A 15,351-nucleotide genomic window follows, 5' to 3' on the forward strand; every position below is an offset into this window, starting at 1 on the left:
CGAAGGCTGCGATCTTTTGATCTTGCTATTGAAAAACAAAATCAAAAGATCGCAGCCTGCGGCAGCTCCTACAGGATTCATTGCGCCGAAATTAACTCAAATTGATGGCGTCTAGCTACAGGACAGCGAACGTGCCTTGTGCTTTTGCGACCAGTTTGTCGCCCTGCATCACGTCGGCTTCAACCACCAACGTGCGCCGGCCCGGGTGGATGACCCGCGCCGTGCACATGACCTCGCCGTCGGAAACGGCGCGGATATAGTTGATCTTGCACTCGATGGTCGCGCTCTGCTGATCGAAGCCGTGAGTGCTGGAACAGGCCAGCCCCATGGCGATATCGACCAGGCTGAACAGCGCGCCACCGTGCAATTTGCCGCCGCGATTGCGAAGTTCCGGTTCCAGCACCAGGGCGACTTGCGCCACCCCGGTTTCCAGGCTGTGCAGGCGGCAGCCCAACAGCTTGAAAAACGCGCTCTCGACGAGCCCGGCCGGAATCTCCATCAGCGTTTCTTCAACTGCTTGGCGTTAGCGAACAGCGAGGCCATCGCATTGTTCACCGGCGCGGCGGTGGCGATTTCCTTGCGTGGCGCATTGTTCGAAGGCTGGCGCTGCGCCGAGCCCGGACGCGAGCCACGCGCACCGTCGATTTTCTCGCCCGGGGTGTCGCCCATGCGCATCGACAGGCCAACGCGTTTGCGCGGGATATCGACTTCCATGACCTTCACTTTCACCACGTCACCGGCCTTCACCGCTTCGCGTGGATCCTTGATGAATTTCTCCGACAGCGCCGAGATGTGCACCAGACCGTCCTGATGCACGCCGATGTCGACGAAGGCACCGAACGCGGTCACGTTGGTGACGACGCCTTCAAGGATCATCCCCAATTGCAGATCCTTGAGGTCTTCAACGCCTTCCTGGAACTCGGCTGTCTTGAACTCCGGACGCGGGTCGCGGCCGGGTTTTTCCAGCTCTTGCAGAATGTCGGTGACGGTGGGCAGACCGAAGGTCTCGTCGGTGAATTTCTTCGGATCCAGACGCTTGAGGAAGCTTGCATCGCCGATCAGCGAACGGATGTCGCGGTCGGTTTCAGCGGCAATACGCTGCACCAGCGGATAGGCTTCCGGGTGAACGGCCGAGGAATCCAGCGGGTTGTCGCCGTTCATCACGCGCAAGAAACCGGCCGCCTGTTCGAAGGTTTTTTCGCCCAGACGCGCGACTTTCTTCAGGGCTGCACGGGTTTTGAACGCGCCGTGCTCATCGCGGTGAGTCACGATGTTCTGCGCCAGCGTCGAGTTGAGGCCGGAGATACGCGCCAGCAGCGCCACCGAGGCGGTGTTCACATCTACGCCGACGGCGTTCACGCAGTCTTCAACCACTGCATCCAGACCACGCGCCAGTTTCAGCTGCGAAACGTCGTGCTGGTACTGGCCGACACCGATGGATTTCGGATCGATTTTCACCAGTTCTGCCAGTGGATCCTGCAGACGACGGGCGATGGACACGGCGCCACGGATCGATACGTCGAGATCCGGGAATTCCTTGGCCGCCAGTTCCGATGCCGAGTACACCGATGCGCCGGCCTCGGAAACCATGACCTTGGTCATTTTCATCGCTGGGTATTTTTTGATCAGCTCGATCGCCAGTTTGTCGGTTTCGCGGCTGGCGGTGCCGTTGCCGATGGCGATCAGGTCAACCGAGTGCTTGGCGCACAGGGCGGCCAGGATGGCGATGGTCTGATCCCACTTGTTGTGCGGCACGTGCGGGTAAACCGTGGCGTGATCAAGCAGCTTGCCGGTGGAGTCGACCACGGCCACCTTGCAACCGGTACGCAGGCCCGGGTCGAGGCCCAGAGTAGCGCGCGGGCCGGCCGGGGCGGCCAGCAGCAGATCGTGCAGGTTGTGGGCGAAGACGTTGATCGCTTCGGTTTCAGCGCCGTCACGCAGTTCGCCGAGCAGGTCGGTTTCCAAGTGCGTGTAGAGCTTGACCTTCCACGTCCAGCGCACCACTTCGCCGAGCCATTTGTCGGCCGGACGGTTCTGGTTCTGGATATTGAATTGCTGGCCGATCATGCCTTCGCACGGGTGCATGCTGCCCGGCAGCTCGTCGCCGACTTTCAGCGCGGAGCTGAGGATGCCTTCGTTGCGGCCACGGAAAATCGCCAGCGCGCGGTGCGACGGCATGCTTTTCAGTGGTTCGTCGTGTTCGAAGTAGTCGCGGAACTTGGCGCCTTCCTCTTCTTTGCCGGCGATAACGCGGGCACTGAGAGTGGCTTCCTGTTTCAGGTAGTTACGCAGTTTTTCCAGCAGGCTGGCGTCTTCGGCGAAACGTTCCATGAGGATGTATTTGGCGCCTTCGAGGGCAGCCTTGACATCGGCCACGCCTTTTTCGGCATCGACGAAGCGTGCGGCTTCGGTTTCCGGGGCCAGGTTCGGGTCGTTGAACAGACCGTCCGCGAGGTCGCCGAGGCCGGCTTCCAGGGCGATCTGGCCCTTGGTGCGGCGCTTCTGCTTGTACGGCAGGTACAAGTCTTCGAGGCGGGTTTTGGTGTCGGCAAGCTTGATGTCGCGCTCAAGCTGCGGGGTGAGTTTGCCTTGCTCTTCGATGCTGGCGAGGATGCTGATGCGCCGTTCGTCGAGTTCTCGCAGGTAGCGCAGGCGCTCTTCCAGATGACGCAACTGGGTGTCATCGAGGCTGCCGGTGACTTCTTTCCGGTAACGGGCGATGAAGGGAACGGTTGAGCCTTCATCGAGTAGCGCGACGGCCGCTTCGACCTGTTGTGGGCGTACGCCGAGTTCCTCGGCGATGCGGCTGTTGATGCTGTCCATAAAACCACCTGACATATTGTGAAAGCAGGCTCGCAGGCACGGAAATAAAGGCCCGGAGTCTGGTTGAGCGGCATGAAGATGGCCGCTGCCTGGGTCAAAAGGCACCCCATTGACCCGTGAAATCGAACAATTACTGCGGTTGCCATGAAAAAAACCGGCGATCACCTGCGGTAACGATTCAGACGTTGCCTGGCACAAAACGCCGCGCATTATAACCAGCGTTCTGCCATTCGGGGGTGTTGCAGTCTGTAGGCATAAACCCCGGTTTTCTGGCAGTGAAGGAAAAATCTGCTAACAATGCACACGGTGCGTATAACGGCAGCTACGCCATAATGCGCGCCGAGCTAAAAGGAGCATCTAATGAGCAGCACTGCACAAACTGCTGAAGGCGAAAAAATTCTTATCGTTGATGACGATCCGGGGCTGAGCAGCCTGCTGGAACGTTTCTTCGTCAGCAAGGGCTACCGCGCCCGTACCGTTCCGAACACCGAACAGATGGATCGTCTGTTGTCGCGTGAAGTGTTCAATCTGGTCGTACTCGACCTGATGCTGCCGGGTGAAGACGGCCTGACCGCTTGCCGCCGCCTGCGCGCCGCGAACAATCAGATCCCGATCATCATGCTCACCGCCAAGGGCGATGAGATCAGCCGCATCAAGGGCCTGGAACTGGGCGCCGACGATTATCTGGCCAAGCCGTTCAACCCGGACGAGCTGATGGCCCGGGTCAAAGCCGTTCTGCGTCGTCAGGCCGCACCGGTGCCAGGCGCGCCGGGCAGCGAAGACGAAAACGTCACCTTCGGTGATTACGTGTTGTCGCTGGCCACCCGCGAACTGAAGCGCGGCGACGAAGTGCACATGCTCACCACCGGTGAGTTTGCGGTACTCAAGGCTCTGGTGATGAACGCGCGTCAGCCACTGACCCGTGACAAGCTGATGAACCTGGCCCGTGGCCGCGAGTGGGATGCCCTCGAGCGTTCCATCGACGTGCAGATCTCGCGTCTGCGCCGGATGATCGAACCCGATCCATCCAAGCCGCGCTACATCCAGACTGTCTGGGGTGTGGGCTACGTGTTCGTGCCGGATGGCGCCGCCACCAAGTGATCGGCGATTTGTAGGAGCGGGTCTGTCGGGCCCGGGTTGAATGACCCGGCCCGCAGACTCGCAATCCGCAATATGCGAGCATTGCTCGCTCCTGCAAGTGTGTAGCGGTTATTCATGAAAACCCCCGTCTGGTTCCCCCAAAGTTTTTTCTCCCGCACCCTCTGGCTGGTGCTTATCGTCGTGCTGTTTTCCAAAGCGCTGACCCTGGTTTATCTATTGATGAACGAGGACGTGCTGGTGGATCGTCAATACAGCCACGGCGTCGCCCTGACGCTGCGCGCCTATTGGGCCGCCGACGAAGAAAACCGCGCGAAGATCGCTGATGCCGCGACCCTGATCCGCGTGGTCGGCGCTGGCGTGCCGGAAGGCGAACAGCATTGGCCGTACAGCGAAATCTATCAGCGGCAGATGCAGGCGGAACTGGGTGCCGACACCGAAGTGCGTTTGCGCATGCATTCGCCGCCGGCGCTGTGGGTTCGCGCGCCGAGCCTCGGTGATGGCTGGCTGAAAGTACCGCTGTATCCGCATCCGTTGCGCGGCCAGAAAATCTGGAACGTGCTCGGCTGGTTCCTCGCCATTGGTTTGCTGTCGACGGCGTCGGCATGGATTTTCGTCAGTCAGCTCAATCAGCCGTTGAAACGTCTGGTGTTTGCTGCGCGGCAACTCGGTCAGGGCCGCAGCGTGCGTCTGCCGATCAGCGATACGCCGAGCGAAATGACCGAGGTGTATCGCGCCTTCAACCAGATGGCCGAAGACGTCGAGCAGGCCGGACGCGAGCGCGAGTTGATGCTGGCGGGGGTTTCCCACGATTTGCGTACACCGTTGACCAGATTGCGACTGTCGCTGGAATTGATGGGCGATCGCAACGACCTGACTGACGACATGGTGCGTGACATCGAGGACATGGACGCGATTCTCGACCAGTTCCTCGCATTTATTCGTGATGGTCGTGATGAATCGGTGGAGGAGGTCGATCTCAGCGATCTGGTGCGTGAGGTGGCTGCGCCTTACAACCAGAATGAAGAGAAAGTCCGTTTGCGTCTGGAGCCGATTCAGCCGTTTCCGCTGCGTCGGGTGTCGATGAAGCGCTTGCTCAATAACCTGATCGGCAACGCCCTGAATCATGCCGGCAGCAGCGTGGAAGTTGCGGCTTATGTGAGCGGTGACGTCAGCGCGCCGTATGTGGTGCTGAGCGTGATGGATCGTGGGGCGGGGATTGATCCTTCAGAGCTTGAGGCGATCTTTAACCCGTTTACTCGCGGCGATCGTGCTCGGGGCGGGAAGGGTACTGGCTTGGGTCTGGCGATCGTGAAGCGGATTGCGTCGATGCATGGCGGCAATGTTGAGTTGCGCAACCGGTCCGGGGGTGGGCTGGAGGCGCGGGTAAGGTTGCCGCTTGGGTTGATGCTGCCGCGCGATGCCGTTTAACGGCTGAAAAAAAGATCGCAGCCTGCGGCAGCTCCTACATGGAAATGCGTTTCCTGTAGGAGCTGCCGCAGGCTGCGATCTTTTGCATTTAGCCTTTGCCTTTGGTGCGCGTCATATTCGGCCCACCATTCTTTTCCAGATGCTCAATAATGATCCCCGCCACATTCTTCCCGGTGGTGGTCTCAATCCCTTCCAGCCCCGGCGACGAGTTCACTTCCATCACCAGCGGCCCGTGATTGGAACGCAGAATATCCACACCCGCCACCGCCAGGCCCATGACCTTCGCCGCTCGCAACGCGGTCATGCGTTCTTCCGGCGTGATCTTGATCAGGCTCGCACTGCCGCCACGGTGCAGGTTTGAGCGGAACTCACCCGGTTTCGCCTGACGCTTCATCGCCGCGATCACCTTGTCGCCGACCACGAAGCAACGAATATCCGCGCCGCCCGCTTCCTTGATGTACTCCTGCACCATGATGTTCTGCTTCAGGCCCATGAACGCCTCGATCACCGATTCCGCGGCAGTCGCGGTTTCGCACAGCACCACACCGATGCCCTGGGTGCCTTCCAGCACTTTGATCACCAGCGGCGCGCCGTTGACCATGTCGATCAGATCGGGAATGTCATCCGGCGAGTGAGCAAACCCGGTCACTGGCAAACCGATGCCGCGACGCGAGAGCAATTGCAGCGAACGCAATTTGTCCCGGGAACGGGCAATCGCCACCGATTCGTTGAGCGGGAACACCCCCATCATTTCAAACTGACGCAACACGGCGCAGCCATAGAACGTCACCGACGCACCGATCCGCGGAATCACCGCGTCGAAACCTTCCAGCGGTTTGCCGCGATAGTGGATCTGCGGCTTGTGGCTGGCGATGTTCATGTAGGCGCGCAACGTGTCGATCACTACCATTTCATGCCCGCGCTCGGTTCCGGCTTCGACCAGACGGCGGGTGGAATACAGACGCGGGTTCCGCGACAGCACAGCGATCTTCATGCAACACCTGTGGAGGAGGTAGATACCGGGAACACCGGCTTGTCTTGTACATATTTGATACCCGGATTGACCACCAACTGGCCGTCGATCAGGGCTTTGGAACCGAGTAACAGGCGATAACGCATGGACTTGCGGCAGGCGAGGGTGAACTCGACCGGCCAGACCCGATCACCCAAGGCCAGGGTGGTGCTGATCACGTAGCGCACCTGCGCATGGCCGTTGGAGCTCTTAATGGTTTTGCGCGTCACCAGCGGCGCTTCGCAGCGGCGGTGACGTAACTGCACCACCGTGCCCAGGTGCGCGGTGAAACGCACCCATTTCTCGCCGTCGCGTTCGAACGGTTCGATATCGGTGGCGTGCAGACTGGAGGTGCTGGCCCCGGTGTCGATTTTCGCCCGCAGGCCCGCGACTCCCAAATCCGGGAGCGCCACCCACTCGCGCAGACCGACAACGGTCAAATGGTCAAATGTCTTCAATAGATAAAAACCAACGATTAACGCGTCCAGGCCTCAGGTGCTACCTGGGCCAACGCTTTGAATGCAGGTCTGGCGAACCAGTAGCCTTGCATCAGAAATATTCCACAGTCCGCCAGGAAATCCCGTTCACCGGCGCTCTCAATGCCTTCGGCAATGACTGTAACGTCCAACTCCGCACAGATTGTGACAATCCCCCGAACGATCGCCTGACGAACACGGTCGCGATCGACATCGCGGATCAGCGCCATGTCGAGTTTGATCAGATCCGGTTGGAAATCAGCCAGCAGATTGAGCCCCGAATAACCGGCACCGAAGTCATCGATGGCGGTCTTGAAGCCGAATTCGCGGTATTCACGCAGAATATTGGTCAAATGGCGATAGTTATCTACGTGCTCGCTTTCCAGGGTTTCGAAAATCAATCGGTCGATCGGGAAATTGTGTTTTTTTGCCGCCTCCAGAGTGCTGCGAATGCATAACTCTGGACGATAGACCGCGTTGGGCATGAAGTTGATCGACAAGTGTGTCTGCATATTTAGAGTGGCCGCGCCTTCGATGGCGCGGGTGCGGCAGAGCTGGTCGAAACGGTAGCGGTTGTCTTCTGTAACTTGATCCAACACGGTGAACGCGCCTTCACCGGCCACACCCCGAACCAGCGCTTCGTGGGCGAAAATCGACTGATCGCGCAGATCGACGATGGGTTGATAGGCGAAGGCAAACTCGAAGCCCAGCGGCTCGCTTTGCTGGCAGCCTTGGCAACCGGCCTTGGGCGAAGTTAATGAAGATGGAAATTTTGTCACTCGATCTCTCCGTGCCGATGAACCGGCCTGGATCACAGTCTATCTGGAGGGCCGGGTTGTTGCGCCCGACAGAAACGGTAGTACAGTTCCGACTACTGGCTGACCGAGGAATTCATATGGCGCAAAAACAGGAAGAGGACGACAAGGTTCGTCTCGACAAGTGGCTGTGGGCCGCACGTTTTTACAAGACTCGCGCGTTGGCCAAAGCCGCCATTGAGAGTGGCAAGGTGCATTGTCGGGGCGAGCGCTGCAAGCCTGGCAAAGAGCCACGCATTGGCGATGAGTTCGAGATTCGTATGGGGTTCGAAGTGCGCACGGTGAAGGTCGAGGCGCTGTCGATCGTGCGCCGCGGTGCGCCCGAGGCGCAGACGTTGTACGCGGAGACTGCCGAGAGTGTTGCCAAACGTGAGGCGGCTGCGGCGATGCGCAAGGCGGGCGCGTTGGGCATGAGCACCGATGGCAAACCGAGCAAGAAACAGCGGCGGGATTTGTTCAAGTTTCGTGGCAGCAGCCACGACGAGTGAGAGCGACATTTTTGCGTTGTTGGTGCCGGCCTCTTCGCGAGCAAGCCCGCTCCCACATTGGATTGCATTTCAACGGAAGGAATGCGGTCAATTGTGGGAGCGGGCTTGCTCGCGAATCGAGTGCACGGCACTCGCCGGAGTCAACGCGGATCAGGCGCTACGCACCACACTCATCCGCGACACCACCGGCAACTTGCCCAGCAGCGCAAAAACCGGCGCCGTCACCTTCAACCAGAAGTTCGCAGCGTGATACGCGAACGGCGTGTAATAACCCCAGCCCAACGCCCACACCGCCAATAAAACCCCACCGATGTAATCGTCCTGGCCCCAATGCGCACCAGCCACCAGTCGCGGCAACATGAACAACACCGCCAAGCCCCACACCGCCAAAAATTGCCCGACCGTACGGCTGAACACGCCCATGAACAGCGCCCAGATCAACAACACCGAGGCGTGATCACCGGGGAAACTCTGGCTGGAGCGATCTTTAATTTCCCAGGTTTTTTCCAGATCCGGGAAGTAGTCGCTGATGTGCACGGCGCCCTCAAGCACCATCGACGGACTGCTGTGCTGCCAATCCATAGAGTCGGCGAACTTGGAAAACAGTGCGCGAATTACCACCATCAACAACAGAATTGACAGAAAACCGAAAAAAGCCCGGCGCACGTCAATCGCCTTGAACACCCAGTCGCCCTTGATCAGCAGCGTCAGCAGGATCAGGCCAACGACGATGTCGAACGGACGCATACTTGCAATTGCCCAGATGTGGAGCCATATGGGGTTGCTGGCCAGCGGTGTATTGAGTGAGCGAAACAGCCACTCGTCGAAAATCACACACAGCGCGTTGCCCGTAGGCCATAACCAGAAAGCCAGTAGTGCTAATGGCACCACGTTGCACAGAACCAGCCGGCCGAGGTTCCACCTTGATTGGAACAAACCCGGATTGTTCATAAAATGCCTCCCATGGCAAAGCAGTCGGCACCAAAAGGGGTGCCAAGAAGCGCAAATTTTCACGTCTTGTAACCATTTTGTCACCACTTTCAGATACCCAGACCTATGACCGACCTACCGGATACCGATTTCACCCAACGCTTCATCTTTGATGACAGCGACACCCGTGGCGAACTGGTCGCGCTTGAGCGCAGCTACGCCGAAGTCCTCGCCAAGCACCCGTACCCGGAGCCGGTTGCGCAATTGCTGGGCGAGCTGATGGCCGCCGCCTCGTTGCTGGTGGGCACCCTCAAGTTCGATGGACTGCTGATTCTGCAGGCGCGTTCCGAAGGCCCGATCCCGATGCTGATGATCGAGTGCTCCAGCGACCGCGACATCCGTGGTCTGGCGCGTTATCACGCCGACCAGATCGCCCCGGACGCGACCCTCGCCGACCTGATGCCGAACGGTGTTCTGGCCCTGACCGTCGACCCGACTGTCGGCCAGCGCTATCAGGGCATTGTCGACCTCGACGGCGAAACCCTGTCCGATTGCTTCACCAACTATTTCGTCATGTCGCAACAGGTCGGTACGCGCTTCAAGCTGTTCGCCGACGGTCGTCGTGCCCGTGGTTTGCTCCTGCAACAATTGCCGGCCGATCGTCTGAAAGACGAAGAAGATCGCGCCGCCAGTTGGCAGCACATCACCGCGCTGGCCACCACCCTGACCGCCGATGAATTGCTCAGCCTGGACAACGAAACCGTGCTGCATCGTCTCTATCACGAAGAGCAGGTGCGTCTGTTCGATGTGCAGAATCTGCGCTTCCGTTGCAGTTGCTCGCGGGATCGTTCGGGCAATGCGCTGGTCAGTCTGGGTCTGGAAGATGCGCAAGCGTTGGTCGCCGAACAGGGTGGCACCGTCGAGATCGATTGCCAGTTTTGCAACGAGCGCTACCTGTTTGATGCAGCCGATATCGCTCAATTGTTCGCTGGCGCAGGTGTCGACACGCCATCCGACACCCGGCACTAAAACGGTTCAGCGCAGGTAAATTCACTGCTCAAACGCGCAATTACGCCGTTACGACGGGAGGGCCCTACTCTTTTTGGGCGTTTCTGGCATAATCCGGCCCACTTTTTGTCGCGGTAGTAGTGCACGACTTTCTACTACAAAACGTTTGGAGCACACTCGGCCACTGGCCGACGGGGAATCTCATGACGCAAGCCAATAACGCCGTGTACACCGATCTGAGTGTCGATGATCTGGTAAAAGAAGCCTTGAATCGCGGTGAGGGCGAGCTTGCCGATACCGGCGCTCTGGTTGTTCGCACCGGTCACCGCACCGGTCGTTCGCCTGTTGACCGTTTCATCGTTGAAGAGCCTTCCACCCAGGCTGCTATCGCCTGGGGCCCGATCAACCGCAAGTTCCCGGCCGACAAGTTCGACGCGCTGTGGGCTCGTGTCGAGGCGTTCAACAACGCGCAAGAGCACTTCGTTTCCCACGTGCATGTAGGCGCAGCTGAAGATCACTACCTGGCCGTGAAAATGACCACCCAGACTGCCTGGCAGAATCTGTTCGGTCGTTGCCTGTTCATCAACCCGGCCCAGTACAACCCGGCCGGTCGTGAAGAGTGGCAAGTGCTCAACGTGGCCAACTTCGAGTGCGTGCCTGAGCGTGACGGCACCAACTCCGACGGTTGCGTGATCCTCAACTTCGCACAGAAAAAAGTGCTGATCGCCGGCATGCGTTACGCCGGTGAGATGAAGAAAGCCATGTTCTCCGTGCAGAACTTCCTGCTGCCGGCCGCTGACGTGCTGCCGATGCACTGCGCTGCCAACATCGGCGAAGAAGGCGACGTGACCCTGTTCTTCGGTCTGTCGGGCACCGGTAAAACCACCCTGTCGGCCGACGAAAGCCGTTACCTGATCGGTGACGACGAACACGGCTGGGGCGAAGGCGTGGTGTTCAACATCGAAGGCGGTTGCTATGCCAAGTGCATCGACCTCTCCGAGAAGAACGAGCCGGTTATCTGGAAAGCCATCAAGCACGGTGCTGTACTGGAAAACGTCGTTATCGACGACGCCAAGCACGCCGACTACGCCGATGTCAGCCTGACCCAGAACAGCCGCGCCGCTTACCCGCTGGAGCACGTTGCCAAGCGTTCCGAACAGAACCTCGGTGGCGAGCCAAACGCGGTGATCTTCCTGACCTGCGACCTGACCGGCGTGCTGCCGCCAGTGTCGATCCTCAACGAAGAACAAGCGGCCTACCACTTCCTGTCCGGCTACACCGCACTGGTGGGCTCGACTGAAATGGGTTCCGGCAGCGGCATCAAGTCGACCTTCTCCACCTGCTTCGGCGCACCGTTCTTCCCGCGTCCGGCTGGCGAATATGCAGAGCTGCTGATCAAGCGCATCCGCGGCTTCGGTTCGAAGGTTTACCTGGTCAACACCGGTTGGACCGGCGGCGGCTACGGCGTCGGCAAACGCTTCAACATCCCGACCACCCGCGCGGTGATCGCAGCGATCCAGAGCGGCGCGCTGATCGGTGCTGACACCGAACACCTCGACACCATCAACCTCGACGTGCCACTGGCCGTACCGGGCGTTGAAACCAACCTGCTCAACCCACGCAACACCTGGGCTGACAAGGCTGCGTACGACGAGGCTGCCAAAGCACTGGCCGGTCTGTTCATCGAGAACTTCAAGAAGTTCGAAGTGAGCGATGCGATCAAGGCTGCCGGGCCGAAGTTGTAAGATTGGTTTGATGTGAATGAAAAAGCCGCCCTTCGGGGCGGCTTTTTTTGGTCGGCTTTTCATCATGGGGTTCGTTGTCGATTTTTCATCAGCAGTGCAGACAGTGAATGAGTATTCAGCGGGAAGGCTTCTAGACGATCCTCGCTAACGAGTGTCGTATCAAGAACACTCGTCTTTGACGTCGGAATTTTTTTAACTTTTTGGATCTCGCGTTTTAGTTCTCTCGCGGATTTGTTGCTTGAGGAATCGCTGGAGCAGAATAATTGCAAGTGTTTGGTTGATCTGGCAGTTGGGGTCTTATCGGCTCTTTTTGATTGGTCAGGGCCACTGCTGCCGGGCATGCATTATTCGCAGAACTTGCACGCATTCATCTTTAATCATGTAGACGATGATGTAATTAGAAGCTGCAACGATTTCTCGTGTGCCTTTAACCCTGCCCTTTCTGTACAAGGTCGGGCGCTGTCGAGCGACTTCCCCTTTTGATTCGAATATTTCGTCGAGATCGGCCGCTGCAACAGGGTTGTCCTGACTAATGCGATCCATGATTCGGTCTCGGTCGTCATGCGCCTCGGGGCGCCAGACCAACTTCATCAGCGCGCTCGTTGACGGAGAGCATCGCGTTTGGCTGCAAATATTCGGCGGCTGTCTTCATCGCTGATGCTCGGCCTTGGGTCATCAATGCTGAGTTGCACCTGACGCTTGAACCATTCCTCATAAGCGGCCGCCTCGTGGGCCTGTTTCATTGCTTCGGCACGATCAGGCCGAGCGTAGGTTTTCAGTTGCTGCGGGTCGTAACTGGAGGCATCTACATTGAAGTGGCTGATGCCCATTCCCCGCAAGTAGCTCACCAGCGTTTCAAGCCGCTTGAACAGTCGTACCTGACCACTACGCTGTGCTGCCAGCGAGCATTCTTTTCTTCCCTGCAAAATTTGAATCGACCAGCCACCCGGTTGAGCGACGATATTTGCGCTGCTGACTGACCCGTTTTCAATCAAGCGAGCGAGGGTGCTGTGATCGATAGTTTCAGTGGTCATGAAGATGAGCCCTTGATTGAACAGTGGCTCCCATCGTACGCAATCAATAGTAGTTTGCAAAATTCAACTCCTGCTTTGGACGTTGGTTTTCGAGCATTCATGCTCTCTGGTGTGGGGGATTTTTAAGCCGGAGCTTTCCAGTTGAGCATTTGCTGCTGGGCAACTTGCAGCAGATCACAACCATCCTGCGTCAGCAGATAGAGGGCGTGGGTGATGTGGGGGATGTCTTCGACGTCGGCTTGTTTGAAGTTGAGGCAGTAGAGGGTGCGTAGCAGGTCGCTTGATGCGCGTAAGCGCTGGACGGCGCATTCGAGGATGTCTTGGGGGTTGGCTTCTGTGTCGATGATCAGTGGGTTGGTGTCAGTGAGATTGGATTCGAGCGTTCGGTAGCGGTCGGTGGTGAATTGATTCCATGTTTTCATTATTTTTGCCTCGTATTGCGTCAGGAGAATCCCCTCCTACCGTGACCAAGCGATAGGTGGCGGACTGCGTTCGGGTTGGTCAACCGATGAGGCATTCACAACCGGCACGCCCGAAGACGTCCCGAACACAGCCGCCATAGAGCGTGCTGACACAAAAAAGCGCCAGCAGCATACAACGACTGTGAATGCACATCTAATACGGGTGACCAAGCCCGAGTCGCTGATTGGCAGCGACAGTCACAACTATAGATTCGCGCCCTCAAATCCCGATAGTCGACAAAGCGGTCTGTTCTTGTAGGAACTGGACGAAGATTGCATCGGACGTTCCTACCGATCATTCAACGTTTTTCAACGCAAATGCACATACGCAGAAATATCCAGCAAACTCGTCGCCAACCCTGTCGCCGGTTGGTAAATCGGGCCTTTCACAGTCGAGAACGGCACGCCTTTGCTGCCGAGGGAAACATAACGTTCGCCCTGATCCAGTTCGGTGAAGTAGGTGTATGAATAGTTGTGCATTAATTGATATCTGGCCTCGTCGCGGACGATGCCGTTGGTGAGGTTTTCCAGGTCGGTCTGGGTCAGGTTGAGGGTTTTGTCGAGTGTTGTGCCCCAGCGCTTCAGGCAGATCTCAGCCAGGTGGCGAACGATGCGGCCGGGTTCAGTTAGCACTTTCAGGTCGCTGGCATTGGTCGGCACGCCGCCAGTGGAAGTGGCGTTGCCCGCGAGGGTGGCATGGCGACCGGCCATTGGATAAATGGAGGTTTTGGTGCCGGTGGCGGTCTGCGGGATCACGCAGCTGAAACCTTTGGAGCGCTCGTCGCGGGCGTAAACGCCGACGTACTCTTTGACGTTGCTGCCGAGTTTGACGCGTTGCTCCTGAAAGTTGGCGATGCCCGGCACCGGGTCAATCGCAAAGATGTTCACCGGAATGTTTTGCAGTGCGCTGTCCTTGAGCATCGCGTTGGCGAGCATGTGGCAACTAATACCGCCACGACTCCAGCCTACCAGGTTAACCGTGGTCGGAATAACGCCATCTTTACGGAAAGTCTTGATGATTTGTTCCTGTAACTTCTGTTGGGTGACGCTGCGGTCGCCGTAGTTATATTTACGCCAGAACCACGAGCCTTCCACTTTTACATCTTCAATGGGAATGCCGGCGGCTTTAAGTCGGTTGTATTCGGCTTCGGTCAGTTGCTCTCGTTGCCATTCACATTGGCCCTTGATGATGTTCAAGGCGTGCTGAACGTTTTCTTCCCAGCCCTTGCCGAACAGTGTGCCGCTTAGGCCGTAGTCTTTGTTCTCGGTGAATAGATCATCGGCCTGCAGGTTGCCGCTGCCGGGGCCGTCGACGACGATCCATTCAGCGAACTCGCGGCCTGTATGGTGAGAGGCGAGGGTGGAAACCAGTTCGCCGTCCCAGAAGTTTTCATGTTGGGTATCGAACTTGTTAGAACCTGTGCCGCAAAAAAATATAGTGACGACTGTCATGATGTTGGCCTTGTTGGTGATAAGAGCCAACAAGTTAGTGTGCGTCCCACTCATTAATAAAGCGCTGGGTTGTATCCGGGTTTGTGGTTTTTATTGAGGTCGAGTTATTTAAGTTGCAGCTTGGCAACTTGCAGCAGGTCGCAGCCATCTTGCACCAATAAATAAAGCGCATTGACTATGTGCGGAATATCTTTCGCGTCGGCCTGTTTGAAACACATACAGTAAAGTGTTTCCAGCAGATCACTGGCGGCGCGCAAGCGTTGGTCGGCGGCATCGAGCAAATCGCTGTGACTGGCGGCGGTGTCGATCAACATCACGGGTTTTTCGCTGTAGCAGGTTTTGAGTGGCTGGTAACGGTCGATCATGGTGAGGCTTGTCCTGTTCGAAGACGCTCGGGTCGGCCGACAGAGTGCTTTCAGCCGCGCCGGCCACTATAGAAGGGCGTTGCGCAGCGGGACAAGACGGCCGCAATGGACAGTGTTTGTAGGGGGTTTTCCAGGGTTTACGGATTTTCCCTACGTGATTTTTCGGCATATTCGAGGCAAAACCTCTATGCGGAAAATTCCTACCTGCTTGTC

16 protein-coding genes are annotated in these 15,351 nt (G+C 57.9%); 5 read left to right on the forward strand and 11 right to left on the reverse strand.

The window, feature by feature from the left end:
• Positions 1 to 115: 115 nt before the first annotated feature.
• Together AD669_RS00855 and AD669_RS00860 are read right to left on the reverse strand one after the other, a co-directional pair.
• A complete protein-coding gene (locus AD669_RS00855; protein WP_053116527.1) occupies positions 116 to 499 on the reverse strand; it encodes a PaaI family thioesterase in 384 nt (127 codons plus the stop codon).
• A complete protein-coding gene (locus tag AD669_RS00860; protein ID WP_053116528.1) occupies positions 499 to 2,823 on the reverse strand; it encodes a Tex family protein in 2,325 nt (774 codons plus the stop codon). Before AD669_RS00860 ends, AD669_RS00855 begins: the two co-directional genes overlap by 1 nt.
• 360 nt (positions 2,824 to 3,183) lie before the next feature.
• Here AD669_RS00860 and ompR point away from each other — a divergent pair, with 360 nt between their 5' ends.
• Positions 3,184 to 3,924: a two-component system response regulator OmpR gene (gene ompR / locus AD669_RS00865; protein ID WP_008080479.1), complete on the forward strand. Its 741-nt coding sequence runs from the start codon at positions 3,184 to 3,186 to the stop codon at positions 3,922 to 3,924.
• 114 nt (positions 3,925 to 4,038) lie between these two features.
• Positions 4,039 to 5,352, forward strand: a complete 1,314-nt coding sequence (locus tag AD669_RS00870; RefSeq protein ID WP_053116529.1) for an ATP-binding protein — start codon at positions 4,039 to 4,041, stop codon at positions 5,350 to 5,352.
• Between the two features lie 88 nt (positions 5,353 to 5,440).
• Here the strand turns inward: AD669_RS00870 and rimK are convergent, their stop codons facing one another.
• From rimK to AD669_RS00885, 3 genes are all read right to left on the reverse strand, one after another.
• The gene (gene rimK, locus AD669_RS00875) at positions 5,441 to 6,346 is read right to left on the reverse strand and encodes a 30S ribosomal protein S6--L-glutamate ligase (protein ID WP_007949201.1); all 906 of its coding nucleotides are present in this window, start codon (positions 6,344 to 6,346) and stop codon (positions 5,441 to 5,443) included.
• Positions 6,343 to 6,762: an ATP-dependent zinc protease gene (locus AD669_RS00880; protein WP_231982547.1), complete on the reverse strand. Its 420-nt coding sequence runs from the start codon at positions 6,760 to 6,762 to the stop codon at positions 6,343 to 6,345. The genes rimK and AD669_RS00880 overlap by 4 nt, the downstream gene beginning before the upstream one ends.
• A 77-nt stretch (positions 6,763 to 6,839) precedes the next feature.
• The gene (locus AD669_RS00885; protein ID WP_053116530.1) at positions 6,840 to 7,619 is read right to left on the reverse strand and encodes an EAL domain-containing protein; all 780 of its coding nucleotides are present in this window, start codon (positions 7,617 to 7,619) and stop codon (positions 6,840 to 6,842) included.
• 116 nt (positions 7,620 to 7,735) lie between these two features.
• Between AD669_RS00885 and AD669_RS00890 the strand changes: the two genes are divergently transcribed.
• Positions 7,736 to 8,143: an RNA-binding S4 domain-containing protein gene (locus tag AD669_RS00890; protein WP_053116531.1), complete on the forward strand. Its 408-nt coding sequence runs from the start codon at positions 7,736 to 7,738 to the stop codon at positions 8,141 to 8,143.
• A 150-nt stretch (positions 8,144 to 8,293) separates the two neighbouring features.
• Here the strand turns inward: AD669_RS00890 and AD669_RS00895 are convergent, their stop codons facing one another.
• Complete coding sequence (locus AD669_RS00895) at positions 8,294 to 9,094, reverse strand: phosphatase PAP2 family protein (RefSeq protein WP_053116532.1); 801 nt, start codon at positions 9,092 to 9,094, stop codon at positions 8,294 to 8,296.
• A 105-nt stretch (positions 9,095 to 9,199) separates the two neighbouring features.
• Between AD669_RS00895 and hslO the strand changes: the two genes are divergently transcribed.
• Entirely contained in the window at positions 9,200 to 10,102 is a 903-nt protein-coding gene (gene hslO / locus AD669_RS00900) for an Hsp33 family molecular chaperone HslO (protein ID WP_008080485.1), read from the forward strand.
• A 182-nt stretch (positions 10,103 to 10,284) separates the two neighbouring features.
• The gene (locus AD669_RS00905) at positions 10,285 to 11,826 is read left to right on the forward strand and encodes a phosphoenolpyruvate carboxykinase (protein ID WP_053116533.1); all 1,542 of its coding nucleotides are present in this window, start codon (positions 10,285 to 10,287) and stop codon (positions 11,824 to 11,826) included.
• A 318-nt stretch (positions 11,827 to 12,144) separates the two neighbouring features.
• Here AD669_RS00905 and AD669_RS00910 read toward each other — a convergent pair whose 3' ends face one another.
• The 5 genes from AD669_RS00910 to AD669_RS00930 all read right to left on the reverse strand — a co-directional run bounded on the left by AD669_RS00910 (position 12,145) and on the right by AD669_RS00930 (position 15,138).
• A complete protein-coding gene (locus AD669_RS00910) occupies positions 12,145 to 12,417 on the reverse strand; it encodes a type II toxin-antitoxin system mRNA interferase toxin, RelE/StbE family (protein ID WP_053116534.1) in 273 nt (90 codons plus the stop codon).
• Entirely contained in the window at positions 12,417 to 12,860 is a 444-nt protein-coding gene (locus tag AD669_RS00915; protein ID WP_053116535.1) for a hypothetical protein, read from the reverse strand. The genes AD669_RS00910 and AD669_RS00915 overlap by 1 nt, the downstream gene beginning before the upstream one ends.
• A gap of 122 nt (positions 12,861 to 12,982) precedes the next feature.
• Complete coding sequence (locus AD669_RS00920) at positions 12,983 to 13,282, reverse strand: hypothetical protein (protein WP_053116536.1); 300 nt, start codon at positions 13,280 to 13,282, stop codon at positions 12,983 to 12,985.
• Between the two features lie 348 nt (positions 13,283 to 13,630).
• Positions 13,631 to 14,773, reverse strand: coding sequence for a hypothetical protein (locus AD669_RS00925; protein WP_053116802.1), 1,143 nt, complete (start codon positions 14,771 to 14,773; stop codon positions 13,631 to 13,633).
• 104 nt (positions 14,774 to 14,877) lie between these two features.
• Positions 14,878 to 15,138 (reverse strand): hypothetical protein, encoded by a 261-nt coding sequence (locus tag AD669_RS00930; protein WP_053116537.1) that lies wholly within the window; start codon positions 15,136 to 15,138, stop codon positions 14,878 to 14,880.
• Positions 15,139 to 15,351: the final 213 nt, after the last annotated feature.

This window comes from Pseudomonas sp. P1.31 (assembly GCF_001269815.1).
Lineage (GTDB): Bacteria > Pseudomonadota > Gammaproteobacteria > Pseudomonadales > Pseudomonadaceae > Aquipseudomonas > Aquipseudomonas rustica.